This is a genomic window from Streptomyces sp. NPDC059371 (assembly GCF_042751995.1).
In the GTDB taxonomy this organism is placed as follows: Bacteria; Actinomycetota; Actinomycetes; order Streptomycetales; family Streptomycetaceae; genus Streptomyces.
In genome coordinates, this window is record NZ_JBHYXD010000124.1 from 1 (window position 1) to 23984 (window position 23984).

Here is a 23984-nt window from a genome sequence, read left to right on the forward strand (position 1 = left end):
GTCAGCCGACCGACGAGTAGGCCACGACCCCGCGCAGCAGCGCCTCGACCGCCTTGCGGGCGTTCTTCGCGACCGTCGACCGCTCGCCGCCGGAGACGGGCGCGGCCGCCGCGATCTGGCCGAGGACGTCGATGACCTGCTTGCACCAGCGCACGAAGTCACCGGCGGGCATCTCGGCCTCGCGCAGCACCTCGTCCAGACCCTTGCCTGACGCCCACTCGTGGGCGGCCCAGGCGAAGCCGAGGTCCGGCTCGCGCTGGCCCACACCCTCCGTCTGGTTGATCCCGAAGTCCTCCTCCAGCGCGTCCAGCCGGCCCCAGATGCGCACCATCTCGCCGAGCGCGGCCTTGGCCTTGCCGGACGGCACCTTCGGCGCCATCGCGTCGTCCGCGACCCGCGACTCGTACACCAACGCGGAGACGCAGGCGGCCAGTTCGGCCGGGGAGAGCCCGTCCCAGACGCCGGCGCGCAGGCATTCGCTGGCCAGCAGGTCGAGTTCGCCGTACAGCCGGGCGAGCCGCTTGCCGTGCTCGGTGACCTCGTCGGCCCGCAGATAGTCCAGCTCGGTGAGCAGGGCCACGATCCGGTCGAAGGTACGGGCGATGGTGTTCGTCCGGCCCTCGATGCGGCGCTCGAGCTGCGAGGTGTCCCGCTGGAGCCGGTGGTAGCGCTCGGCCCAACGGGCGTGGTCCTCACGGTCGTTGCAGCCGTGGCAGGGGTGCGCGCGGATCGCCGTGCGCAGCCGGGCGATCTCACGGTCGTCGGCCGCCTCGGAGCGCCTCTTGCGGTGCCGGTCCGGCACGATGTGCCCGGCCTTCGTGCGCAGGGCGGAGGCGAGGTCCCTACGGGACTGCGGCGAACGGGCGTTGAAGGACTTGGGGATCCGCATCCGGTCGAGCGCCTCGACCGGCACCGGGAAGTCCATCGAGGCCAGCCGCTTCACCTGGCGCTCGGCGGTGAGCACCAGCGGACGCGGTCCGTCGTGCTGCTCGAAGCCGCGGTGACCGTTCGACCGGCCGGCGGGCAGCCCGGGGTCCAGCACCAACGCCAGTCCCGCGTACTTGCCGGTCGGCACGTGGATGATGTCACCCGGCTTCAGCTTCTCCAGGGCGACGGCCGCCTCGGCACGGCGCTCCGACATCCCCTGCCGGGCCAACTCGGTCTCGCGGTCCTTCAGTTCGCGGCGCAGCTCCATGTACGCGTCGAAGTCCCCGAGATGGCAGGTCATCGACTCCTTGTAGCCCTCGAGTCCCTCCTCGTTGCGCTGCACCTGCCGGGAGATCCCGACGACCGACTTGTCGGCCTGGAACTGTGCGAACGACGTCTCCAGCAGCTCGCGCGAGCGGTGCCGGCCGAACTGCTCGACCAGGTTCACGGCCATGTTGTACGACGGCTTGAAGCTGGAGCGCAGCGGATAGGTGCGGGTGCCCGCGAGCCCCGCGAGATGCTCGGGACTGAAGCCGCGCTGCCACAGCACGACCGCGTGGCCCTCGACGTCGATGCCGCGGCGGCCGGCACGGCCGGTGAGCTGGGTGTACTCGCCGGGTGTGATGTCGGCGTGCTGCTCGCCGTTCCACTTGACGAGCTTTTCCAGCACCACCGAGCGGGCCGGCATGTTGATGCCCAGCGCGAGGGTCTCCGTCGCGAAGACCGCCTTGACGAGGCCGCGGACGAAGAGTTCCTCGACGACCTCCTTGAAGGTGGGCAGCATGCCCGCGTGGTGGGCCGCGATGCCCCGCTCCAGACCCTCCAGCCATTCGAAGTAGCCGAGGACGTGCAGGTCCTCGTCCGGGATGGAGGCGGTGCGCTCCTCGACGAGTTCACGCACCCGTGCGCGCGCCGCGTCGTCGTTCAGCCGCAGCCCCGCGTACAGGCACTGCTGCACGGCGGCCTCACAGGCCGCGCGGCTGAAGATGAACGTGATGGCGGGCAGCAGGTCTTCGGCGTCGAGCCGCTCGATGACCTCGGGCCGGCCCGGTGTCCAGATCCGCGAGCGCTGTCTGCGCTCACGCTCCCGGTCGGCCTCGCGCATCGCGCGGCCGCGTTTGCGGTCCTGGTACGACGGACGGCTCGCCTCCATGCGCGCCATGCGCGTGAGGTCGGGGTTGACGGCCTTGCGCTGGCCCTCGCCCTCCTCGAAGAGGTCGTACATCCGCCGTCCGGCCAGCACGTGCTGGAACAGCGGGACGGGCCGGTGCTCGGAGACGATCACCTGGGTGTCGCCGCGCACGGTGTCCAGCCAGTCGCCGAACTCCTCGGCGTTCGAGACGGTCGCCGAGAGCGACACCAGGGTTACCGACTCGGGGAGGTGGATGATCACTTCCTCCCAGACGGCGCCTCGGAAGCGGTCGGAGAGGTAGTGCACCTCGTCCATCACCACATAGCCGAGGCCGAGAAGGGTCTGTGAGCCCGCGTACAGCATGTTCCGCAGGACCTCGGTGGTCATGACGACCACCGGTGCCGCGGAGTTGACGCTGTTGTCGCCGGTGAGGAGGCCGACCTTGTCCGCGCCGTACCGGCGGCACAGATCGGCGTACTTCTGGTTGGAGAGCGCCTTGATCGGCGTGGTGTAGAAGCACTTCTTGCCCTGCTGGAGGGCGAGGTGGACGGCGAACTCGCCGACGATCGTCTTGCCCGAACCGGTGGGCGCGGCCACCAGCACACCCTTGCCCGCTTCGAGCGCCTGGCAGGCCTCGATCTGGAAGGGGTCGAGGCCGAAGTCGTACATCTCGCGGAAGGAGGCGAGCGCGGTGGCCTGCTCGGCAGCGCGCCTGCGTGCTGCCGCGTACCGCTCGGCCGGTGAGAGATCCTCTGTCATCGTGCTTTCGAGACTACCGGGAGGCACTGACACAAGGACGATCATTATCCCGATAAGCGGCTGTGAAACCCCGGATCCCCGCAGCTCAGGGAAGCGCGACGCGCACCGCGGCCCGTACGCACTCCGCCGTGAGCGGCAGCGGGCCCAGCGGCTCTCCGTCCGCGTAGCCGGTGATGCCCTCGGCGAGGAGTTCCACCTTGGCCGCGCGCAGCACGCTCACCACGGGATGTCCGACGTGGGTGCCCCGGTAGACGCGGGGGAAGATCTTGAGCAGGGTCGACCGGGAGCAGTCCCCGACCACCGTGATGTCGAACAGTCCGTCGCCGAGGCTCGCGCCGGGACAGATCCTCATGCCGCCGCCGTACGACGGTCCGTTGCCGACGGCCACCAGCGTCGCCTCGGTCTCCAGCGTCTCGCCGCCGTCCAGCGTGATGCGGTACGGGACGGGGCGGAAGGCGGCCAGTTCGGCGACCATGGCGACGTCGTACTTGAAGCGGCCGACGGGCAGGCGCATCCGGTTCCCGCGGTCGTTGACCCGGGAGTCGAACCCGGAGGCGAGGACGGTGCCGAACCAGGTGCCGTTCACCCGGCCCAGGTCGACCTCGCGCAGCCTCTCCCCCTTCAGCGCCTCGGCGATCATGCGTCCCGCGGCCGCCGGGTCGCCCACGGGCAGGCCGAGGGCCCGCGCGAAGTCGTTGCCGGTGCCGGCGGCGACCAGCCCGAAGGGGGTACGGGTTCCGGCGACGGCCTGGAGCGCCAGGTTCGCCATGCCGTCCCCGCCGACCGCGACGAGGGCGCCGGTGCCGCCGGCGACCGCCTCACGCGCCCGTGCGAGGGCGTCGGCCGGGTCCTCGCCCTGGACGATCTCGACGGCGAATCCCGCGGCACGCAAAGCGGAAGCGGCCGGCAGCGCCGCTCGGGCGCCCCGGCCGCGGCCCGCGGTGGGGTTGACTATGAGGGTGATCTCGCTGGTCACAGGGTGACCCTACGAGGTCATGGGCTCCGTCAGGTCACGTCGTCATAACCGTTCACCCGGTCCGTGGTCGCCTGCTCCGGAAGGCTCCGGCGGGCCGACACGCTCTCGACGCCGCCGATGTCCTCAGGGGTGAGGTCGAGTTCGGACGCCTCGTCGTCGGCGGGCCCGGACTCGTCGCGCCGGCGCTTGCGCCGGTCGTTGAACAGGGAGAAGAGAACCGCGCCGAAGTACAGGATCCAGATCGGCCCGGCGAGCGCGAGCATCGTCAGCGGGTCGGTGCTGGGAGTGGCGACGGCGGCGAAGACCGTGATGCCGATGATCATGCCGCGCCACCAGCCGAGCATGCGCTTGCCGGTGAGGATGCCCGTGAGGTTGAGCATCACCAGCAGCAGGGGCAGCTCGAAGGAGAGACCGAACACGACCACCATGCGCGTGACCAGGTCGAGCAGGTCGTCCAGCGGCAGAAGGTTTTTCACGCCCTCCGGCGTGAACTCCATCAGGACCTTCGCCGTGGTGGGAAGCACCTTGTAGGCGAAGAACGCGCCGCCGAAGAATAGCGGGACGCCGGTGCCGACGAACGCGTACGCGTACTTCTTCTCGCTCCTGTGCAGACCCGGGGCCACGAACGCCCAGAGCTGGTAGAGCCAGACCGGCGAGGCGATCACGACGCCCGCCATCAGGGAGACCTTCAGCGCCAGGGTGAACGGGGCGAGCAGACCGTTGATGGTGATCTGCGCGCACTGGTTCTTGTGCTGCTTCGCCAGTTCCGCGAAAGTCTCCGGACATCCGACGGAGTCCAGGACCGGCTTGGTGAAGAAGTTGATGATGTCGTTGTAGTAGAAGGCCGCGACGATCGTCACGAGGACGATCGCCAGCATCGCCTTCGCGAGCCGGTTGCGGAGCTCGCGAAGATGATCCGCGAGGGGCATGCGCCCCTCGGGGTCCCTCTCCGTGTTGCGGGCAGACGTGAGCAACCCACATCCTCATCTCATGCGGCGGGCCGGATGTCACCGGCCCTGCGTCAGCGCTGGGTCGTGTCCGTCGGCTCGTTGACCGGGCGCGAGCTGGTCACGTCGCCGGGGGCCGCCTGGATGGTGCGCTGCGCGGGGGTCTGCTCGTCACCGGCGGGCTGACCGGCCGGGGCGGCCGGACCGCTGCCCTCTTCCTTCATCGCCTTGGCCTCGCTCTTGAGGATCCGGGCGGACTTGCCGAGGGAGCGCGCCATGTCCGGAAGCTTCTTCGCGCCGAACAGCAGGATGATGACGACGAGGATGAGAATGATCTCGGGAGCTCCGAGCCTTCCGAACATAAGTCTTTACCTTCTCACCGAGGCTGCATGGTCGGGGTGCTGTCCGATCGATCGGACATGTGTCCGATCATCGTGATGTCAGCGATCGTAACGCTCAGGGGTGAACGCGGGGCAATCCCTGTGCGTACTCCCAGTTCGCGGCCCGCGCCTCATTCTCCGGGCCGCGCCCATGAGCGTACCTGGCCCCCGCACCAAGTCGACAGGCCGGCGTGACGCATTACGCATCCATGGAACGACTCATACCGTATCCATGGAGCGCACCGCCCCTGCCGCGGCCTTTTCCAGGTCCTCGGAGGCGGTGCTGATACGGCGCGCGGAATCGGCCACCTGGCGGCCCAGACGCTCCGCTTCCAGGAAGACACGGACGGCGAGGACCCCGAGAACCGTGATTCCCAGGAAACCCGCGGCGATCGCAAACATCGGCCAGAACATGACGCCGACCCTAGAGGGTGGAGTGCAGCCGCAGCGTGCGGACCCCGCCCCCGGTGAGCAGTTCGACGATGCGTTCCCCCGCGGGCTTGCGGACGGCCGACCCGCACGCGGGGCAGGTGAACGAGTAGAACGTCGTACGGCTGCTGGCGCCGATGGCCAGGCGCAGGGCACCGGGCGTGAGCTCGAAACCGGCCCGGCAGTCGGGGCAGGCGGCCTTGAACATGACCTCGACGACCCGGCGCATCCCGGCGAAGGCCGTCCCCACCGACATCTCCGCCACACCCGGGACGGACCCGGCACGCCCCGGACCGCCCGCGGCCGACCCGGCGCGCCCCGTCACGCCCGCCCGCCGTACGGAACCCGGCTTCTCCGGGCCACCCGGCCTTCCCTGCGCACCAGACCCCGACGTCGTCAAAGCCCCTGCTCCCGCCCCTCGTACGGACTGTCCTGGACTCCGGACCCGCCGGGCCCGTCGTAGGCGGCGAGCGCCTCGCGGGCCGCGCCGCGGGCGCTGTCCGCGAGAGCCTGCGGCGAGACGATCCGGCCGTCACCGCCGAGACGCAGGGCCAGCCGCCGCAGCGAGGCGGGGTCGGGGGTCCGCAAGGAGATACGCAGCCCGCCGTCCGGCAGCTCATCCGCGCTGTCGTGCGGGTAGTACTCGGCGACCCAGCGCCCGCCGGGACCCACCTCGACGACGACCTCGGGATCCTCGGCCGCGGGCTGGACGAGACCCTCGGACAGGTCCCGCAGCTCGATCTCGGGCGGCGCGGACGGCTCGTCCATGATGCGGATCTCGGCGACCCGGTCGAGCCGGAAGGTACGCCGCGCCTCGGAGCGGCGGCACCAGGCCTCCACATAGGTGTGACCGACGCTGACCAGGCGGATCGGATCGATCTCGCGTTCGCTGAGCTCGTCCCGCGAGGGCGAATAGTAGCGGATCCACAGCCGGCGCCGCTCGGAGATCGCCCGGTCCACGTCGGCGAAGACGCCGCCCTCGGACTCGAAGGTCACCGACAGCCGGGAACTGGCACCGGCCGCCTCGCCCGAAGCGGCCTCCACCTTGGCGGTGGCCCTCAGCAGCGCCTGCCGGCCGCCCTCCCGCAGGCCGGGGAGGGTGGACACCGCGCGGGCGGCCACCAGCAGCGCGGTCGCCTCGTCGGCGGCGATCCGCAGCGGCTCGGCGACGTCGTCCGGGTTGTGCCACCAGATCCGGTCGCCGTCGGTGTCGATGTCGAGCAGATCCCCGCCGCGGAAACTGGTCCCGCACAGCGGCAGCACGTCGAGGTCGGAGATCAGCTCGTCCTCGGTGATCCCGAAGGCACGGGCCACATCACTGACGCGGGCGCCGGGGCGCTCGCGCAGATACGTCACCAGGGACAGCATCCGCCGGGTCTGGTCGATCGCGTTCGTGGGCCTGGCCGGTTTTCCTGCCACTTTCTTACCTTCCCCCTCAGCCCTTGGCCACGGCGCGCAGCCGGTCGACCACATCGGCCCGCAGTTCGGCGGGCTCCACGACCACCACGTCCGGCCCGAACTCCACCAGCCACGCGTCCAGACCGTGCCCGTACGGAATCTCCAACTCGTCCCAGCCGTCACCCAGTTCCCGCACCGAGGCGGCCTTGGCGCGCAGCGGGTAGCCCGCGCCGGAACGCAGCCGGATCAGCGCGGAACGGTCGGCGATCTCCCCGGCCCAGCCGGCCACCGTCTCGCGGACGGTCACCACGTCGGGGACCTCGGCGGTGTACCGGCCCGCACGGGCGCGGACCTTGCCGGTGATCCGGGAGAGCCTGAAGACGCGTTCGGCGCCGCGGTCGCGGTCCCAGCCCGCGAGATACCAGTGGCCGCGCCAGCACTCCAGGGCCCAGGGCTCGACGTGCCGGGTCCCGGGCTGCGCGGCGTTGGCCTTGCGGTAGTCGAAGACGACCGGGCGGCGGTCGCGGCAGGCGAGCATCAGCGGCTCGAAGGCGGCCTCGTGGACGGGGATGTGCGGTTCGAGGGCGCCGTGGGATTCGTACGGGTCCACGTCCTCGGGCAGACCCGCGGCACGCAGCTTCTGGAGCGCCCCGCTCGCGGCTCCGGCGAGGCGGGCCTGCTGCCAGACCTTGGCGGCCAGACCGAGGGCGGCGGCCTCCTCGGCGTCGAGGGTGATCGGCGGCAGGCGGTTGCTGTCACGGCGGGCGAGGTAGCCGACGTCGCCGTCGAGGTTCTCCACCGTCTCGATGACCAGGCCGAGTTCGCGCAGATCGTCCTTGTCCCGCTCGAACATCCGGTTGAAGGAGTCGTCCGAGCCGGCCTCCAGATAGGCCTCGATGGACTCGCGGAGTTCCCGCTTGCTGAGCGGCCGCCGCGTCCCGAGCAGACACAGTGCGAGGTTCATCAGCCGCTCGGCCTTGGCAATGGCCATCGACGCCCTTCCTATGGTGCTTCCGACCGATGACCGTACCGCTCCGGAGTGGCGCGGCAAAAGCCGAGGGCCCATGCCCGGACGGGCATGGGCCCCAGATGATCCGATCCGGATCGGATCCGGTCCGCCGTGATCAGACCGCGATCAGGTCGACCACGAAGATCAGCGTCTCGCCCGGCTTGATCGCCGGGGTCGGGCTCTGATCGCCGTAGGCGAGGTGGGCGGGGATGGTCAGCCGGCGACGGCCGCCGACCTTCATGCCCTGCACACCCTTGTCCCAGCCCTTGATGACACGGCCGCCGCCGAGCGGGAAGCGGAACGGGTCGCCCCGGTTCCAGCTCGCGTCGAACTCCTCACCCGTGCTGAACGCCACACCCACGTAGTGCACCGTGACGTTCTGACCCGACTTGGCCTCGGGGCCGTCGCCCTCCCAGATGTCCTTGATCTCAAGGTCCGCCGGCGGCTCGCCCTCGGGGAAATCGATCTCGGGCTTCTCGATGCTCACGTCTTTGCTCCTGCTTTGTGTACGTAAGGACAACACGGACAGTCTTACATCCCCGGAGGGGTTACATCTTCGCCAGGATGTCGACCGAGAAGACGAGCGTGGAGTCCTTCTTGATACCGCTGCCCGCCGGCGGGTTGTCGCCGTAGCCCAGAGCCGGCGGAATCACGATGAGGACGCGGCTGCCCACCTTCTTGCCCGTCAGCCCCTGCGCCCAGCCCTTGACGACCTGCTGCAGCGAGAACGACGTGAGCTGACCCCGCTTGTACGTCGAGTCGAACTCCTTGCCGCTGTCCCACAGCACACCCTCGTACTGCACCAGGACACTGCTGTCGGCCTTGACCTCGTCGCCGTCGCCCTCGATCACGTAGTTCGCCACGAGCTTCGTCGGAGCGTCCTTCTTCGGCACCGTGATCTTGGGAGCCGAGCCGTCCGTGTTCGTGCCGACCGTCGGCAGCGAGGCGTCCTTCTGCGGCACGTTCTTGCCCTTGGCGGAGCTCTTCGAGTTGAACGTGTCCTCGATGTCCACCACGAACACCAGCGTGTCCGTGCCCTTGATACCCGCCTGCGCGTTGCCCTCCGAGCCGTAACCCCAGGTCGGCGGCACCGCCATCTCGACACGGCTGCCGGTCTTCTTGCCGACCAGGCCATAGCGCCAGCCGTCGATGATCCCGCCCTGCGCCAGCTGGATGACCAGCGGCGTCCCCCGGTCGTAGGAGTTGTCGAAGACCTTCGCCGTGGCCCAGATCTGACCCAGGTAATTGGCCTGGATGTAGTCGTTCTCCGCGACCGTCTTCCCGTTGCCCGCGATCACCGTCCGGACCGCGAGATCCTTCGACGGCTCACCGGTGCCCTTCGCCACGGTCGGCTTCTCACCGAACTTCGTACCGGCCGTGATCGCCGGCAGCGGACCGTCGACGATCTTCGGCGGGGGCGGCGCGGACGCCGCGGCCGAGGCCGAAGGCGACGGAGTCTTGCTGGACTTCGCCGTGTCTGACTTGCCGTCGTCACCGCATCCGGCGAGCGTGACCAGTCCAGCGGGTACGGAGAGGAGGAGTGAGCGTCGGCGCACGGTGGGAGCCTCGTATCGGTCGATCTTGGTGGATGGCGTGCGCGCAACTCTACGACGTGAGAAGAGCGCCGTACGGAAAACGTACGGCGCCCCGCGTTGCGTTCCGCGCCACCCACGGAACTCCCGGCTCACATTCCGGCGATGAGCTTCTCCACCCGATCGTCCACCGAACGGAACGGGTCCTTGCACAACACCGTGCGCTGTGCCTGATCGTTCAGCTTCAGATGCACCCAGTCGACGGTGAAGTCCCGCCGCTGCTCCTGCGCCCGACGGATGAAGTCACCACGCAGCCGCGCCCGAGTGGTCTGCGGAGGCACCGACTTGCCCTCGAAGATCTTCAAGTCGTTGCAGATCCGCGCGGCTTGCCCCTTCCTCTCCAGCAGGTAGTAGAGGCCACGACGACGGTGGATGTCGTGGTAGGCGAGGTCTATCTGCGCGACCCGCGGATGCGACATGGTCATGTTGTGCTTGGCCCGGTACCGCTCGATGAGCTGGTACTTCATCACCCAGTCGATCTCCGTGCCGATCCGGTCGAGGTCCTCGGCCTCGATCGAGTCGAGCACACGGCCCCACAGTTCGAGGACCTGCTCGACCGTCCCCGTACGGATGCCGCGGCGCTCACAGAAGTCCACGGCCTTCTCGTAGTACTCGCGCTGCACCTCCAGCGCGGAGGCCTCACGGCCACTGGCCAGACGCACCTTCCGACGGCCCGTGATGTCGTGACTGACCTCGCGGATCGCCCGGATGGGGTTCTCCAGCGTCAGGTCGCGCATCACGGTGCCCGCCTCGATCATGCGCAGCACGAGGTCCGTGGCACCGACCTTGAGGAGCATCGTCGTCTCGGACATGTTCGAGTCGCCGACGATCACATGCAACCGGCGGTAACGCTCGGCGTCCGCGTGCGGCTCGTCACGCGTGTTGATGATGGGCCGGGACCGCGTCGTCGCGGAACTGACGCCCTCCCAGATGTGCTCTGCCCGCTGGCTGACGCAGTACACGGCACCACGCGGCGTCTGGAGCACCTTGCCCGCACCGCACAGCAACTGCCTCGTGACGAGGAACGGGATCAGAATGTCCGCGAGCCGCGAGAACTCCCCGTGCCGGGCCACCAGATAGTTCTCGTGACATCCGTAGGAGTTGCCCGCCGAGTCGGTGTTGTTCTTGAACAGATAGACGTCGCCCGCGATCCCTTCCTCGTGCAGGCGCCGTTCGGCATCCACCAGGAGACCTTCGAGAATGCGCTCGCCGGCCTTGTCGTGGGTGACGAGCTCCGTCACGTTGTCACATTCGGGTGTCGCGTATTCCGGATGTGATCCCACGTCGAGATAAAGGCGGGCACCGTTCCGCAGAAAGACATTGCTGCTGCGGCCCCATGACACGACACGGCGGAAGAGGTACCGCGCCACCTCGTCGGGAGACAGTCGACGCTGTCCCCTGAACGTACACGTGACGCCGTACTCGTTCTCCAGCCCGAAAATGCGGCGGTCCATGACTGAACATTACGCCCGATCCCCTGAGCTGAAACGGGGTTCGACGGCTCGGTTTGGATCATTTTCCGATGAAGCCGCAACAACCCCGCCCCTCCCCGTAGCTGCGAGGACCCCGCCCGTGGCCAGCAGAACCACCAACGCGGCGGCACCCGCGACCCCAGGAACCGCGAAACCCCGGGCCGCCCCGCCCCACTCCACGACCGGCCCCGCGACGCCCGTACCCACCGACGCGCCCACGGTGAACGTCGTCACAAGCCACGAGAAAGCCTCGGTGACCGTACCCGTCGGCGCGTGCCGGTCCACCAGCACGAACGCACACGCGATGCTCGGCGCCAGGAACACCCCCGCGAGCGTCGTCAGCGCCGTCATCGCGACCGGACCCGGCACCAGCACCAGCGGGACGTAACACACCGCCAGAAGGGCGACCAGCACCCGCAGTCGCCGCTCCGGCGCCCCGCCCCACCGCCGCGAGCCGTAGACCACACCACCGAGCAGCGCGCCGAGACCGATGCCCGCCATCAGCCACCCGTACACCGCGTCCCCGCCGTGCGCGTCCGCGTACGACACCGCCGCGACCGTGATCGAACCCAGCGCCATCCCGATGAACAGGAACGCCCCGAGCAGCGCCAGCAGTCCCGGCGAGCGCAGAGCGCCGAGCCAGTGCGCCTCACGCGGAGCCGAACGCCACGCGCGCGAAGGCGGCGAGAGGACCACGGAGAGGGCCCCCAGGACACCGATGACGGCGAGGATCAGCAGGGCGGCCTCCGCGGACCAGAGCGCGACGCACAGCGTCACCAGCAACGGCCCGACGGTGAACATCACTTCCTGCGCCACCGCGTCCATCGCGTACGCCGTGTGCACCTGCTCCTCCTCGCGCAGCACCGAGGGCCACAGTGCCCGCAGGCCGCCCTCCAGCGGAGGCGTGAACAGCCCGGCCACGGCCATCGCGGCGCACGCGAGCGCCACCGGCTCTGTCCCGGCCACGGCGAAGACACCCATGCCGAGCGCCGAGACCACCGCCGCCGGCAACTGCACCCGCGGCTGGCCGTGCAGATCCACGAGCCGGCCGAGCAGCGGCTGCCCCACCGCGTTGGCCACCCCGTACACGGCCGCGAGCGCGCCCGCCAGGCTGTACGTGCCGCCCTCGGCCCGCACGAACAGCACGACGGCGATGGCCGCGGTCGCGTTCGGCAGCCGCCCCACCAGTGTCCCCACCAGCAGCCTGGCGGCGTGCCTCGCCCTGAGGATCTCCAGGTATCCCGCAGCCATGGCATGCCCTTCTCGATAGCGCGCGACGTTCAAGTGTTACGTATAACGTCTGCCTCCATACGTACCATGTGCGCTGACCGCGAGTCCAGACGAAGGAGCAGGCCCACGGTGGCAAGAGGTAGCACGCGCCCCACCAGCCGGGACGTCGCCGAGGCCGCCGGCGTCTCCCAGGCAGCCGTCTCCCTCGTCCTCGGCGACAAATGGCGCGGCCGCGTCTCCCCCGCCACCGCCGAACGCGTCCGCGACGCCGCCCAGGAACTCGGCTACCGCCCCAACCTGGCCGCCCGCAACCTCCGCCTCGGCCGCACCCGCACCGTCCTCCTCGTCGTCCCCGCGCTCACCACCGAATTCTTCGCCGGCGTCTACACCGGCGCCGCCCGCGTCGCCGCCCAGCACGGCTTCGGAGTCGTCCTGTACCCCTCCCCCGAAGGCATCGGCCCCGCCCGCGACCCCTTCGGCTCCGCCCAGGCCGCCCTCGACGGCGTCATCGCCTCCTCCATGGCCGCCGACGCCCTCACCGCCATCCGCGGCGACCAGCTCCCCCTCGTCATGCTCGACAGCGACCCCGCAGGCAGCCAGGGCGCCGCCACCGTCAACCTCGACATCGCCGACGGCGTACGCCAGGTCACCGACCACCTCCTGGCCCTCGGCCACCGCCGCTTCCTGCACCTCGCCGCCGACATCCCCTCCTGGACCTTCGAGGTCCGCGCCCGCGAACTCGCCGCCCGCCTCGTCGAAGTCCCCGGAACCAGCCTCCGCGTCGCCGCCGCGCCCATCTCCTTCGAAGACGCCCTCGCCGCCGCCCACAGCGCCCTCACCGCACCGGGACCCCGCCCCACCGCCGTCATCTGCGACGACGACAAACTCGCCGCCGGCGCCTACAAGGCCGCCCGCCGCCTCGGCCTGCGCATCCCCGACGACATCTCCATCACCGGACTCGACGACCTCGCCCTCGCCCGCGCCCTCGACCCCGAACTCACCACGGTCCGCCTCGACGCCGAACGATTCGGCGAACAGGGCATGAAAGCCCTCCTCGCCGTCCTGGACGGCCGCACACCCCCGGAGGAAGACATCCCCGTCGAACTCGTCGTACGCGGCTCCACGGCCCCTCCAGGCACCTGACACCCACCACCCGCCGTCAGGACCCGCAACACACGGAAGGGGCCGCACCGGTCTTCACCGGGGCGGCCCCTTCCGTACGAGCACCCGCCGAGCGGGTGCGCGGTCCAGCCGAAACCTCACTCGTCGTCGTCGGCGTCCTCGGCCTCCGTCGCGGTCTCCGCACCCCCGGCTTCCAGCAACCGGGACAACTGACGACCGACGATCCGCCTGAACTTCCGCTTCTGCGGCCGCGTCCGGTCCAGCACCGCGACCTCCAGCCGCTCCGCCGGAATGTCCCGCTCACCGCCGTTCGGCTCCCGGGACAACGACTGAACAGCCAGCTTCAGCGCCTCGGCCAGCGACATACCGTCCCGGTGCTGCGTGTCCAGATAGGTGCTGATCTGCTCCGCGTTGCCACCGACGGCCACCGAACCGTGCTCGTCCACGATCGAACCGTCATGCGGCAGCCGGTAGATCTGGTCACCGTCCGGCGTCTCGCCGACCTCCGCGACCACCAGCTCCACCTCGTACGGTTTCTCCGCCGCCGACGAGAAGATCGTGCCCAGCGTCTGGGCGTACACGTTGGCCAGACCACGAGCCGTCACGTCGTCACGGTCGTACGTGTAGCCACGCAGATCGGCATACCGCACACCGCCGATCCGCAGATTCTCGTACTCGTTGTACTTACCGGCGGCCGCGAAGCCGATCCGGTCGTAGATCTCGCTGAACTTGTGCAGCGCACGGGACGGGTTCTCGCCGACGAACACGATGCCGTCGGCATACTGCAGCACGACCAGGCTGCGGCCACGGGCGATGCCCTTGCGGGCGTACTCCGCCCGGTCCGCCATCGCCTGCTGGGGTGAGACATAGAACGGCGTCGACACCGGCTATCCGTCCCTTTCTGTCGAAGTCACTGGATCACCTGGAAGAGAGACGGGCGTTCAGTACAGCGCGGCGCGCGGGCCGTCGGGCTGCTGGAGCCGTGCCTCCAGGATCACGCGCGCGATCTCGGAGGACTCCTCGTCCGTGAGCCGGCGGAAGCCGCTCTCGGTGATCACGGTGACGATCGGGTAGATCCGGCGCGCGACATCGGGACCACCGGTCGCCGAGTCGTCGTCGGCAGCGTCGTAGAGGGCCTGGATCACCAGCGTGGTGGCCTGGTCCTCCGTCAGATCCTTGGAGTACAGCTTCTTCATGGCGCCGCGCGCGAAGAGCGAGCCGGAGCCCGTGGCCGCGTAGCCGTGCTCCTCGGAACGGCCGCCGGTGACGTCGTAGGAGAAGATGCGGCCCCTGCCGCGGTCCACGTCGTAGCCCGCGAAGAGGGGCACCACGGCGAGACCCTGCATGGCCATGCCGAGGTTGGAACGGATCATCGTGGACAGGCGGTTCGCCTTGCCCTCCAGGGAGAGCTGCGCGCCCTCCACCTTCTCGAAGTGCTCCAGCTCGAGCTGGAACAGCTTCACCATCTCCACGGCCAGGCCGGCCGTGCCGGCGATGCCCACCGCCGAGTACTCGTCGGCCGGGAACACCTTCTCGATGTCGCGCTGGGCGATGATGTTCCCCATCGTGGCCCGCCGGTCACCGGCGAGGACGACTCCGCCCGGGAACGTGACGGCGACGATCGTCGTGCCGTGCGGGGCCTCGATCACGCCCTGGACGGGCGGCAGTTGCCGCTTGCCCGGGAGCATCTCCGGCTGGTGCTCGGACAGGAAGTCCATGAAGGACGACGACCCGGGCGTCAGGAAGGCAGCCGGTAGACGCCCGGTGCTACGAGTGTTGGCTTCCACGCGTTTCCCTCCAGGTAGTCGGCAGCTCGGTATGCAGCTTCGGGGTCGTCCCTCAACAGACCGAGGCCTGAATTGCAGTTGAAGCACAGTACGCCTCGGACACTACCCGTCTTGTGGCAGTGATCCACCTGTGTGGCTGGTGCCGACAGACAGATACAACAGACGCCACCCTGGGAGGCGATCAACTCGTCACGTTCGGCCTCGGTGAGGCCGTACTTCCGCTTGAGACGGCTGACCTTGTTGCGCTGCGCACGGCATGGGCGGCAGTAGCTCGCCCAGCCGTCCGACGTGGAGTTGTTCCGCTCCCAGTCGGAGTGAGGCTTCACTTGGCTGCACTGAGGGCACCGCTTGTGCCCAGCGGGACAAAGACCTGCTCGCGGACCTTTTTACCCTTGGCCTCCTGGCGCTGCCGGTAGTACTCAGCAGAGCACTCCCGGCAGTACACCTGGAGACCGTCGGGCATGGACTTGTTGCTTGCGAACGCCGCTCTCGGCAAGCCTTGCCTGCACCGTGAGCAGCGACGCAACTCCAGCTCTTCGTTCACTCAGGGAGCCCCCGACTTCACCTTCGAATCAAAGGTGAAATCACTCGCCACCCTTCTGAACGAAGGACCTCACGAAGTCCTCGGCGTTCTCCTCGAGGACATCGTCAATTTCGTCAAGAACCGAGTCGACGTCGTCGCTCAGCTTTTCCTGGCGTTCCTTGAGGTCGTCGGTCGCCTGCGCGTCCTGTGTCTGCTCCTCGGCCTCCTCGGTGGAACGCGTCGCCTTCTGCTGTCCGCCGCCGGTGTCCTTGGTCGCCATAACCCTCACCCCGCTCGGTTCGACGTTCTTGATCAGACCCTACAAGCAGGGTCCGACATCGGCCCCGCAGTTGCCACAACGTACGGGGACCACCTCGATGATTCCCGTAACGCCGGGTATTCCACCCTGTCCGGCCCGTGCCGTCCGGGCGGAAGCTCAGTTGCCCGAAAGGACCCTGACCAGGTCCTCCGCCGTGCGGCAGCGGTCCAGGAGCTCCTTGACGTGATTACGCGTTCCGCGAAGCGGCTCCAGGGTTGGGACGCGCTGGAGCGAGTCCCGGCCGGGCAGATCGAAGATCACCGAGTCCCAGGAGGCCGCGGCCACGTCGTCCGCGTACTGCTCCAGGCAGCGCCCGCGGAAGTAGGCACGGGTGTCCTCGGGCGGCGTCGTACGGGCTCGCTCGACCTCGCTCTCGTCCAGCAGGCGCTTGATCTTGCCCCGGGCCGCGAGACGGTTGTACAGGCCCTTCTCGGACCGTACGTCGGCGTACTGGAGGTCGATCAGGTGCAGCCGGGCGGCGTCCCAGTCGAGGCCGTCACGGCGCCGGTAGCCCTCCATGAGTTCCCGCTTGGCGACCCAGTCGAGCTCTCCGGAGAGGCTCATCGGGTCGTTCTCCAGGCGGTTCAGGGTGTCCTCCCAGCGCAGGAGGACGTCCTTGGTCTGTTCGTCGGCGTCCGCCCCGAAGCGCTCCTCCACGTACTTGCGGGAGAGCTCGAAGTACTCCATCTGCAGCTGCACCGCGGTGAGTGTGCGGCCGCTGCGGAGCGTGACCAGCCGCTTGAGGGTGGGGTCGTGGGAGACCTGGTGGAGGGTGCGCACGGGCTGGTCCACGGCCAGGTCGACGGCGATGAAGCCGTCCTCGATCATGGAGAGGACGAGGGCTGTCGTGCCGAGCTTGAGGTAGGTCGAGATCTCGGAGAGGTTGGCGTCTCCGATGATCACGTGCAGCCGGCGGTACTTCTCGGCGTCGGCGTGCGGTTCGTCGCGGGTGTTGATGATGGGGCGCTTGAGGGTGGTCTCGAGGCCCACCTCGACCTCGAAGTAGTCGGCGCGCTGGCTGAGCTGGAAGCCGTGCTCGTGCCCGTCCTGGCCGATACCGACGCGGCCCGCTCCGGTGACGACCTGGCGAGAGACGAAGAACGGCGTCAGATGCCGCACGATGTCCGAGAAGGGGGTCTCCCGCTTCATCAGATAGTTCTCGTGCGTGCCGTAGGAGGCGCCCTTGTTGTCGGTGTTGTTCTTGTAGAGGTGGATCGGCTGGGCGCCCGGGAGCTGGGCGGCTCGTTCCGCGGCCTCCGCCATGATGCGCTCGCCGGCCTTGTCCCACAGGACGGCGTCCCGCGGGTTGGTGACTTCGGGGGAGCTGTATTCCGGGTGTGCGTGGTCGACGTACAGCCGCGCACCGTTGGTGAGGATGACATTGGCCAGGCCGATGTCCTCGTCGGTGAGCTGGCTGGCGTCGGCGGTCTCCCGGGCGAGGTCGAAGCCTCGCGCGTCCCGCAGCGGGTTCTCCTCCTCGAAGTCCCAGCGGGCGCGGCGCGCCCGGTGCATCGCCGCCGCGTAGGCGTTGACGATCTGGGACGAGGTGAGCATGGCATTGGCGTTGGGGTGACCGGGGACGGAGATCCCGTACTCCGTCTCGATGCCCATTACTCGCCGTACGGTCATGCGGCCCTCCTTGCCCGGCGGCGCCCCCGGTCGGGGGCGCTGCTCAAGTACCGCTGGCGCTCCGGTGCGTGTGCGGTGCCCGTCCCCGCACTGCGCGACTCGGCGGTACGAATGAGCCTAGAGCGCCTTTGCACTGGTGGGGAGATCATTTGCGTCATTGCTGTGTTACGGCCGTGACCGGAAAAGCAGGAGGCTGCGGATGCCCCGTGAAGGGCACCCGCAGCCGCCCTGTCTTTTACAGGTACTGACCGGTGTTGGCCACCGTGTCGATGGAGCGTCCGGTGTCCGCGCCCTGCTTTCCGGTGATGAGCGTACGGATATAGACGATCCGTTCGCCCTTCTTTCCGGAGATGCGGGCCCAGTCGTCGGGGTTGGTGGTGTTCGGGAGGTCCTCGTTCTCCTTGAACTCGTCCACGCATGCCTGGAGGAGGTGGGAGACCCGGAGGCCCTTCTGGCTGTGTTCCAGGAAGTCCTTGATGGCCATCTTCTTGGCACGGCCCACGATGTTCTCGATCATGGCGCCGGAATTGAAGTCCTTGAAGTAGAGGACTTCCTTGTCACCGTTGGCGTAGGTGACCTCCAGGAAGCGGTTCTCCTCCGATTCGGCGTACATCTGCTCCACGGCTGTCTGGATCATGCCGTGGACGGTTGCCGCCCTGTCGCCGCCGTGCTCTCCGACGTCCTCGGAGTGCAGGGGGAGACGTTCGGTGAGGTACTTCTGGAAGATGTCCTTGGCCGCTTCGGCGTCCGGGCGTTCGATCTTGATCTTCACGTCGAGCCGGCCGGGCCGCAGGATGGCGGGGTCGATCATGTCCTCGCGGTTGGAGGCGCCGATCACCACCACGTTCTGCAGGCCCTCCACGCCGTCGATCTCGGCGAGGAGCTGCGGGACGATGGTGTTCTCCACGTCCGAGCTCACGCCGGATCCGCGGGTGCGGAAGAGGGACTCCATCTCGTCGAAGAAGACGATGACGGGGGTGCCCTCGCTGGCCTTCTCCCGTGCGCGCTGGAAGATGAGCCGGATCTGCCGCTCGGTCTCACCGACGTACTTGTTCAGGAGCTCGGGGCCCTTGATGTTGAGGAAGAAGCTCTTGCCGGTGGCCTGTCCGGTCACTTCGGCGACCTTCTTGGCCAGCGAGTTGGCCACGGCCTTGGCGATGAGCGTCTTTCCGCATCCGGGGGGTCCGTAGAGCAGGACGCCCTTGGGCGGCCGCAGTTCGTGTTCCTTGAAGAGGTCGGGGTAGAGGTAGGGGAGCTCGACCGCGTCGCGGATCATCTCGATCTGGCCGCCCAGACCGCCGATCTGCTCGTAGCCGATGTCCGGGACCTCTTCGAGGACGAGTTCCTCGACCTCGCTCTTCGGAACGATCTCGTAGACATAGCCGGAACGGGGTTCGAGGAGCAGGGCGTCCCCGGGACGGATATTGACGTCCAGGAGCGGCTCGGCGAGCCGTACCACCCGTTCCTCGTCGGTGTGCCCCTGGACGAGGGCGCGCTCGCCGTCCTCCAGGATCTCCTTGAGGGTGACGATCTCGCCCAAGCTCTCGTACTCCATGGCCTCGACCACGTTGAGAGCTTCGTTGAGCATCACCTCCTGGCCGCGCCTGAGCTCGTCGAGCTCGACGCTGGGGCTGACGTTCACCCGGAGCTTGCGGCCCCCGGTGAAGATGTCGGCCGTGCCGTCCTCGTTCGCCGTGAGGAAGACACCGAAGCCGGCCGGCGGCTGCGCGAGCCGGTCGACCTCCTCCTTGAGGGCCACGATCTGGTCGCGGGCCTCACGGAGTGTGTTCGCCAGTCGTTCGTTCTGTGCGGACACGCCTGCCAGGTTGGTCTGCAACTCGACGATCCGCTCTTCGAGAATCCTCGTGTGTCGCGGAGAGTCGGCGAGCTTGCGTCGCAGGACGGCGATCTCCTGCTCAAGGTAGGCAATCTGCCCGGCGGGGTCATCGGACCCTCGTCCCGGGCGGATGCCGCGGTTCATGTCGTCGTCGTGGGCTGCCACGGTCCTCACCTCCTCCAAGGGGAGCTGGACGCTTCCAGACCCTACCTGGGTGGGTGTCGATTGAAACCCCTAGATCACAAAGACTGTCGGGGTGTGTCCGATCTTCACCCTTGCGCTCTCCCTCACGCCAGGGGAATACCCACCGAACATGCCCGGGAAGCGGGCGGAGGTAGGGTCGAAGTGTTCAACACCCGTCAGAGCTGGCCCGATTCCCCAGTCTTCGGTTCGCTCGACGCAGAAAACGGCAGGAGAAATGACCGTGCAGCAGGAGGCCGCAGTCGACAGCGAGGCGCTTGAGGTCTGGATCGACCAGGATCTCTGTACCGGCGACGGGATCTGTGTCCAGTACGCGCCCGAGGTCTTTGAGCTGGACATTGACGGCCTGGCCTATGTGAAGACCGACGAGGACGAGCTCCTGCAGGCCGTGGGGGCCACAACGCCCGTACCCCTGCCGCTTCTGCGCGATGTGGTGGACTCGGCGAAGGAGTGTCCGGGCGACTGCATTCATGTGCGTCGCGTTTCGGACAAGGTCGAAGTCTTCGGACCTGACGCGGAGTGACCTCGCGGGCACCCCGCGTCGTCATGTGACCGGTTCCTCGCACCCTCCGCGCCGCGGAGGGTGTCGTCTTTTGTCCGGGTCTTGCGCCGGGGGCGCGCTCAGGCGCCGCGCGCTTCGGACGGTGTGGAACGGATGAACGCGCCGTTCTTCCACTGCCACTTGGCGTTCTCCCTCAGGTCCGGGCAGCAACTCGGTACGTCGGCCGAGGAGTAGCCGAGGAGCGTGGCGGTGACGGCTCCGTCGCGCACCGCGAAGTCCGTGACGCTGAGACGGTCCTTGGGATCGATCAGGGTCGCGACGACCCTGGGTTCCTTGGCTCCCTCGGCCTGGGTGAGGACGTAGACACCGCTGGGCGGGGTGCCGGAGCCGGCGTCGCAGCGGACGACGGCGACGGTCTCCGGGCGGCCGTCGCCGTCCAGGTCTCCTGAGGCCTTCTTCTCGACGAGGGCCTTGACGGGGCCGCAGACGATCGGGAAGTCGACGCCGGTGGGGTCGGGGGCGGTCGCAGAGGCCGCCGCCGGCTTGGGGTCGGCGCCGGGCTGGGCCGCCCTCGCCGGATCCGGCTGGACGAGGGAGGACAGGGCCACGACTCCGGCGATGGCGGTGGCCGTGGCGACCCACTGGATGGGGCTGGCCTGCGTATGTGCCAGTTCCGGGACAACGGATTGCTGCACTAGGGGTGTCTCCCGCGAGGGCTGTGCCGGTGGGGTGGGTGTCCCGCATGGTGCCACACGTCACAGCCTGGTGGAACGGCGGGGTCCGGACTTGTGAAGAGTTCCGGCGCGGTTTCTTGCAGGGCCGCAGCACAGCCCCGGCACAGCCCCGGCACAGCCCCGGCCGGCCTCCGGAAGTCCCACGGCGCAGCCCCGGCCGGGCTTCCGAAACTCTCACGGCGCAGCCCCGGCCGGACCTCCGGAAACCCACGGCACAGCCCCTGCCGGCCTCCGGAAACCCCATGACACGGCCCCGGCCGGACCTCCGCAAGTCCCACGGCGCAGCCCCGGCCAGGCCTCCGGACGTCCCATGGCACAGCCCCGGCCGGCCTCCGAAAGTCCCACGGCAGAGCCCTCGCTGGGCCTCCGGAACCCCACGGCACAGCCCCGTGCGGAGCGGCGGCGGGCCGGGGCGACCCCGGCCGGAGCCCGCCGCGGGGCGGCCCGGTGGACCGGGACCCAGCGGCCGCAGGCATGCCCCGCGAGGCCGGACCAAGACGCCGCGGGCCCAGCCCGGCAACCCCCGAACCGAACCACGTCGGCCCACTCCGCGACCCGCACCGGGCCGCCGCGGACCCGCCCCGCGAGGCCGCGGCGAGCCGCCGCAGGCCCGCACCCGCGGGAGGGCCGGGCCTCGCTCAGGACCTCCGCCAAGCGGCCGGAAGCACCCGCCCGGCAACTCGGGCCGAGTCACCGGGCGGGTGTCCTCGGGGCTCGGGGCTTCCGCGGTTCGGACAAGGGTTTCTGGTGGTGCGTCAACGGAACAGCACTGTGGCGGGGGGTCGGGGAGTGTGAGTGGTTATCGCAGCACGCGGGGGGGGGTTGGGGGGAGTGGAAACCCCCGCCCCCCCCCCGGGCGGGGGGGGCCCCATCGCTCGTTTCCGGGGCGGCCCCGCACACCCCGCGCCCCCCATCGCGTCGCTCTGACGATTACACTGAGCCGCGTGCCTCCTCTGAACTTCCGGTCCCTTTACCAGCACGGCTTCGCGCGCGTCGCCGCCTGCACGGGTCACACCGTCATCGCGGACCCGCACGCCAACGCCGACGCCGTCCTGCGCCAGGCGCGCGCGTGCGCCGACGAGGGCGTCGCCGTCGCCGTCTTCCCCGAGTTGGGCCTGTGCGGCTACTCGATCGAGGACCTGCTGCTGCAGGACGCGCTGCTCGACCAGGTCGAGGAGGCGCTCCAAGCGGTGGTGACGGGCTCGGCGCAGCTCCTGCCGGTCCTGGTCGTCGGCGCCCCGCTGCGCCATCGCAACCGGGTCTACAACTGCGCGGTGGTCGTGCACCGCGGCCGGGTCCTCGGTGTCGTGCCCAAGTCGTACCCGCCGAACTACCGGGAGTTCTACGAGCGCCGGCAGATCGCCGCGGGCGACGACGAGCGCGGCGGCACGATCCGGGTCGGCGGCGAGTCCGTGCCGTTCGGGGTGGACCTGCTGTTCGCCGCCGAGGACGTACCGGGTCTGGTGCTGCACACGGAGATCTGCGAGGACATGTGGGTGCCGGTGCCGCCGAGCGCCGAGGCGGCCCTGGCGGGCGCCACCGTCCTCGCCAACCTCTCCGGCAGCCCGATCACCGTCGGCCGGGCCGAGGACCGCAAGCTGATGTGCCGTTCGGCGTCCTCACGCTGCATCGCCGCGTACGTCTACGCGGCGGCCGGACTGGGCGAGTCGACCACCGACCTGTCCTGGGACGGCCAGACGATGATCTACGAGAACGGGACGCTGCTGGCCGAGTCCGACCGCTTCCCGCTCGACGACCAGTTCGCCGTGGCGGACGTCGACCTCGACCTGCTGCGCCAGGAGCGGCTGCGGACCGGCAGTTTCGACGACAACCGGCGCACCCACACCACCCGCACCGCCGATTTCCGGACCCTGTCGTTCCGGCTCGACCCGCCGTCCGGTGATCTGGGCCTGCGGCGCCGCATCGAGCGCTTCCCGTTCGTGCCGGCGGACCCCGACCGGCTGGCCCAGGACTGCTACGAGGCCTACAACATCCAGGTCGCGGGGCTCCAGCAGCGGCTCGCGGCGATCGGTGGCCCGAAGGTGGTCATCGGGGTGTCCGGCGGGCTCGACTCCACGCACGCGCTGATCGTCGCCGCCCGCGCGATGGACCGGGCGGGCCGGCCGCGCAGCGACATCCTCGCCTTCACCCTGCCCGGCTTCGCCACCAGCGACCACACCAAGGGCAACGCGCACGAGCTGATGCGCTCCCTCGGCGTCACCGCGGCCGAGCTGGACATCACGCCGACCGCACGGCTGATGCTTCAGGAGATGGACCACCCCTTCGCCTCCGGTGAGCCCGTGTACGACGTCACCTTCGAGAACGTGCAGGCCGGGCTGCGCACCGACTACCTCTTCCGGCTCGCCAACCAGCGCGACGGCATCGTGCTCGGCACCGGCGACCTCTCGGAACTGGCGCTCGGCTGGTCCACGTACGGCGTCGGCGACCAGATGAGCCACTACAACGTCAACTCGGGTGTCCCGAAGACGCTGATCCAGCATCTGATCCGCTGGGTCATCGGCAGCCACCAGTTCGGCGCGGACACCGACCGGACGCTCGCCGCGATCCTCGACACGGAGATCAGCCCCGAGCTCGTGCCGGGCGAGGAGATGCAGTCCACCGAGTCGAAGATCGGCCCGTACGCCCTGCACGACTTCACCCTCTTCCACGTGCTGCGCTACGGCTTCAGGCCGTCGAAGATCGCCTTCCTCGCCTGGCACGCGTGGCACGACCCGGACAGGGGTGCCTGGCCGCCGGGCTTCCCCGAGGCCGAGCGCGGCGCGTACGACCTGCCCGAGATCCGGCGCTGGCTGGAGGTGTTCTGCCGCCGCTTCTTCGGGTTCGCTCAGTTCAAGCGCTCGGCCATGCCCAACGGGCCGAAGGTCTCGGCCGGTGGTTCGCTCTCGCCGCGCGGCGACTGGCGTGCGCCGTCCGACAGTTCGGCCCGCACCTGGCTCCGCGACCTGGCCCGCTTCGACCTCCCGGAGACCGAAAGCCCTCCGGAGGTCTAGGTCGTGTGCGCCAAGTCACGTCCTGACGCCCCCCCGCCCGCGCCACCTTTCGGGACCCACGCTGGGCG

22 protein-coding genes are annotated in these 23984 nt (G+C 69.2%); 3 read left to right on the forward strand and 19 right to left on the reverse strand.

Going from position 1 to position 23984, the window contains the following annotated elements; genetic code table 11:
• Nucleotide 1: 1 nt before the first annotated feature.
• The 12 genes from ACFXGX_RS38765 to ACFXGX_RS38820 all read right to left on the reverse strand — a co-directional run bounded on the left by ACFXGX_RS38765 (nt 2) and on the right by ACFXGX_RS38820 (nt 12272).
• The gene (locus tag ACFXGX_RS38765) at nt 2–2863 is read right to left on the reverse strand and encodes a DEAD/DEAH box helicase (protein ID WP_384801674.1); all 2862 of its coding nucleotides are present in this window, start codon (nt 2861–2863) and stop codon (nt 2–4) included.
• 40 nt (nt 2864–2903) lie between these two features.
• Nucleotides 2904–3794 (reverse strand): diacylglycerol kinase, encoded by an 891-nt coding sequence (locus ACFXGX_RS38770; RefSeq protein ID WP_384801677.1) that lies wholly within the window; start codon nt 3792–3794, stop codon nt 2904–2906.
• A 29-nt stretch (nt 3795–3823) separates the two neighbouring features.
• Nucleotides 3824–4768 (reverse strand): twin-arginine translocase subunit TatC, encoded by a 945-nt coding sequence (gene tatC / locus ACFXGX_RS38775; RefSeq protein ID WP_384801680.1) that lies wholly within the window; start codon nt 4766–4768, stop codon nt 3824–3826.
• A 47-nt stretch (nt 4769–4815) separates the two neighbouring features.
• Complete coding sequence (gene tatA / locus ACFXGX_RS38780; protein WP_355775133.1) at nt 4816–5103, reverse strand: Sec-independent protein translocase subunit TatA; 288 nt, start codon at nt 5101–5103, stop codon at nt 4816–4818.
• A 237-nt stretch (nt 5104–5340) separates the two neighbouring features.
• Nucleotides 5341–5535: a hypothetical protein gene (locus ACFXGX_RS38785; RefSeq protein ID WP_384801684.1), complete on the reverse strand. Its 195-nt coding sequence runs from the start codon at nt 5533–5535 to the stop codon at nt 5341–5343.
• Between the two features lie 10 nt (nt 5536–5545).
• Complete coding sequence (locus tag ACFXGX_RS38790) at nt 5546–5806, reverse strand: hypothetical protein (RefSeq protein ID WP_103553753.1); 261 nt, start codon at nt 5804–5806, stop codon at nt 5546–5548.
• 140 nt (nt 5807–5946) lie between these two features.
• A complete protein-coding gene (locus ACFXGX_RS38795; RefSeq protein WP_384801687.1) occupies nt 5947–6969 on the reverse strand; it encodes a helix-turn-helix transcriptional regulator in 1023 nt (340 codons plus the stop codon).
• A 16-nt stretch (nt 6970–6985) separates the two neighbouring features.
• Nucleotides 6986–7939, reverse strand: coding sequence for a helix-turn-helix transcriptional regulator (locus ACFXGX_RS38800; protein ID WP_384801690.1), 954 nt, complete (start codon nt 7937–7939; stop codon nt 6986–6988).
• A gap of 133 nt (nt 7940–8072) precedes the next feature.
• A complete protein-coding gene (locus ACFXGX_RS38805; protein ID WP_384801692.1) occupies nt 8073–8444 on the reverse strand; it encodes an FKBP-type peptidyl-prolyl cis-trans isomerase in 372 nt (123 codons plus the stop codon).
• 61 nt (nt 8445–8505) lie between these two features.
• The gene (locus tag ACFXGX_RS38810) at nt 8506–9513 is read right to left on the reverse strand and encodes an FKBP-type peptidyl-prolyl cis-trans isomerase (protein WP_384801695.1); all 1008 of its coding nucleotides are present in this window, start codon (nt 9511–9513) and stop codon (nt 8506–8508) included.
• 128 nt (nt 9514–9641) lie between these two features.
• A complete protein-coding gene (pafA, locus tag ACFXGX_RS38815; protein WP_019066118.1) occupies nt 9642–11003 on the reverse strand; it encodes a Pup--protein ligase in 1362 nt (453 codons plus the stop codon).
• Nucleotides 11004–11012: 9 nt separating this feature from the next.
• Nucleotides 11013–12272, reverse strand: coding sequence for an MFS transporter (locus ACFXGX_RS38820; protein WP_384801698.1), 1260 nt, complete (start codon nt 12270–12272; stop codon nt 11013–11015).
• A gap of 108 nt (nt 12273–12380) precedes the next feature.
• Here ACFXGX_RS38820 and ACFXGX_RS38825 point away from each other — a divergent pair, with 108 nt between their 5' ends.
• Nucleotides 12381–13394, forward strand: a complete 1014-nt coding sequence (locus ACFXGX_RS38825; protein WP_384801702.1) for a LacI family DNA-binding transcriptional regulator — start codon at nt 12381–12383, stop codon at nt 13392–13394.
• 116 nt (nt 13395–13510) lie between these two features.
• Here the strand turns inward: ACFXGX_RS38825 and prcA are convergent, their stop codons facing one another.
• The 6 genes from prcA to arc form a co-directional block, all read right to left on the reverse strand.
• On the reverse strand, nt 13511–14257 hold the full coding sequence (gene prcA / locus ACFXGX_RS38830; protein WP_384801705.1) for a proteasome subunit alpha: 747 nt from the start codon (nt 14255–14257) through the stop codon (nt 13511–13513).
• 57 nt (nt 14258–14314) lie between these two features.
• Nucleotides 14315–15160, reverse strand: a complete 846-nt coding sequence (gene prcB / locus ACFXGX_RS38835; RefSeq protein ID WP_384801708.1) for a proteasome subunit beta — start codon at nt 15158–15160, stop codon at nt 14315–14317.
• Nucleotides 15112–15486 (reverse strand): endonuclease VII domain-containing protein, encoded by a 375-nt coding sequence (locus ACFXGX_RS38840; protein WP_384801711.1) that lies wholly within the window; start codon nt 15484–15486, stop codon nt 15112–15114. The genes prcB and ACFXGX_RS38840 overlap by 49 nt, the downstream gene beginning before the upstream one ends.
• 258 nt (nt 15487–15744) lie before the next feature.
• Nucleotides 15745–15963 (reverse strand): ubiquitin-like protein Pup, encoded by a 219-nt coding sequence (locus tag ACFXGX_RS38845; protein WP_326788768.1) that lies wholly within the window; start codon nt 15961–15963, stop codon nt 15745–15747.
• Between the two features lie 156 nt (nt 15964–16119).
• The gene (dop, locus tag ACFXGX_RS38850) at nt 16120–17631 is read right to left on the reverse strand and encodes a depupylase/deamidase Dop (RefSeq protein WP_384801714.1); all 1512 of its coding nucleotides are present in this window, start codon (nt 17629–17631) and stop codon (nt 16120–16122) included.
• Between the two features lie 235 nt (nt 17632–17866).
• Nucleotides 17867–19633, reverse strand: a complete 1767-nt coding sequence (gene arc, locus ACFXGX_RS38855) for a proteasome ATPase (RefSeq protein WP_328556494.1) — start codon at nt 19631–19633, stop codon at nt 17867–17869.
• Between the two features lie 253 nt (nt 19634–19886).
• On the opposite strand from arc, the gene ACFXGX_RS38860 reads away from it, so the two are divergent.
• Nucleotides 19887–20192: a ferredoxin gene (locus tag ACFXGX_RS38860; RefSeq protein ID WP_384801718.1), complete on the forward strand. Its 306-nt coding sequence runs from the start codon at nt 19887–19889 to the stop codon at nt 20190–20192.
• A gap of 98 nt (nt 20193–20290) precedes the next feature.
• Here the strand turns inward: ACFXGX_RS38860 and ACFXGX_RS38865 are convergent, their stop codons facing one another.
• Nucleotides 20291–20866: a hypothetical protein gene (locus ACFXGX_RS38865; protein ID WP_384801721.1), complete on the reverse strand. Its 576-nt coding sequence runs from the start codon at nt 20864–20866 to the stop codon at nt 20291–20293.
• Nucleotides 20867–21858: 992 nt separating this feature from the next.
• On the opposite strand from ACFXGX_RS38865, the gene ACFXGX_RS38870 reads away from it, so the two are divergent.
• Nucleotides 21859–23916, forward strand: coding sequence for an NAD(+) synthase (locus ACFXGX_RS38870; protein ID WP_384801724.1), 2058 nt, complete (start codon nt 21859–21861; stop codon nt 23914–23916).
• Nucleotides 23917–23984: the final 68 nt, after the last annotated feature.

Bases quoted from the DNA above. Each gene is read 5' to 3' on its own strand.
- ACFXGX_RS38785 (WP_384801684.1), bottom strand. From the start codon at position 5,535: ATGTTCTGGCCGATGTTTGCGATCGCCGCGGGTTTCCTGGGAATCACG.
- pafA (WP_019066118.1), bottom strand. From the start codon at position 11,003: ATGGACCGCCGCATTTTCGGGCTGGAGAACGAGTACGGCGTCACGTGT.
- ACFXGX_RS38860 (WP_384801718.1), top strand. From the start codon at position 19,887: ATGACCGTGCAGCAGGAGGCCGCAGTCGACAGCGAGGCGCTTGAGGTC.
- ACFXGX_RS38820 (WP_384801698.1), bottom strand. From the start codon at position 12,272: ATGGCTGCGGGATACCTGGAGATCCTCAGGGCGAGGCACGCCGCCAGG.
- ACFXGX_RS38800 (WP_384801690.1), bottom strand. From the start codon at position 7,939: ATGGCCATTGCCAAGGCCGAGCGGCTGATGAACCTCGCACTGTGTCTG.
- dop (WP_384801714.1), bottom strand. From the start codon at position 17,631: ATGACCGTACGGCGAGTAATGGGCATCGAGACGGAGTACGGGATCTCC.
- ACFXGX_RS38765 (WP_384801674.1), bottom strand. From the start codon at position 2,863: ATGATCGTCCTTGTGTCAGTGCCTCCCGGTAGTCTCGAAAGCACGATG.
- ACFXGX_RS38790 (WP_103553753.1), bottom strand. From the start codon at position 5,806: ATGTCGGTGGGGACGGCCTTCGCCGGGATGCGCCGGGTCGTCGAGGTC.
- tatA (WP_355775133.1), bottom strand. From the start codon at position 5,103: ATGTTCGGAAGGCTCGGAGCTCCCGAGATCATTCTCATCCTCGTCGTC.
- ACFXGX_RS38845 (WP_326788768.1), bottom strand. From the start codon at position 15,963: ATGGCGACCAAGGACACCGGCGGCGGACAGCAGAAGGCGACGCGTTCC.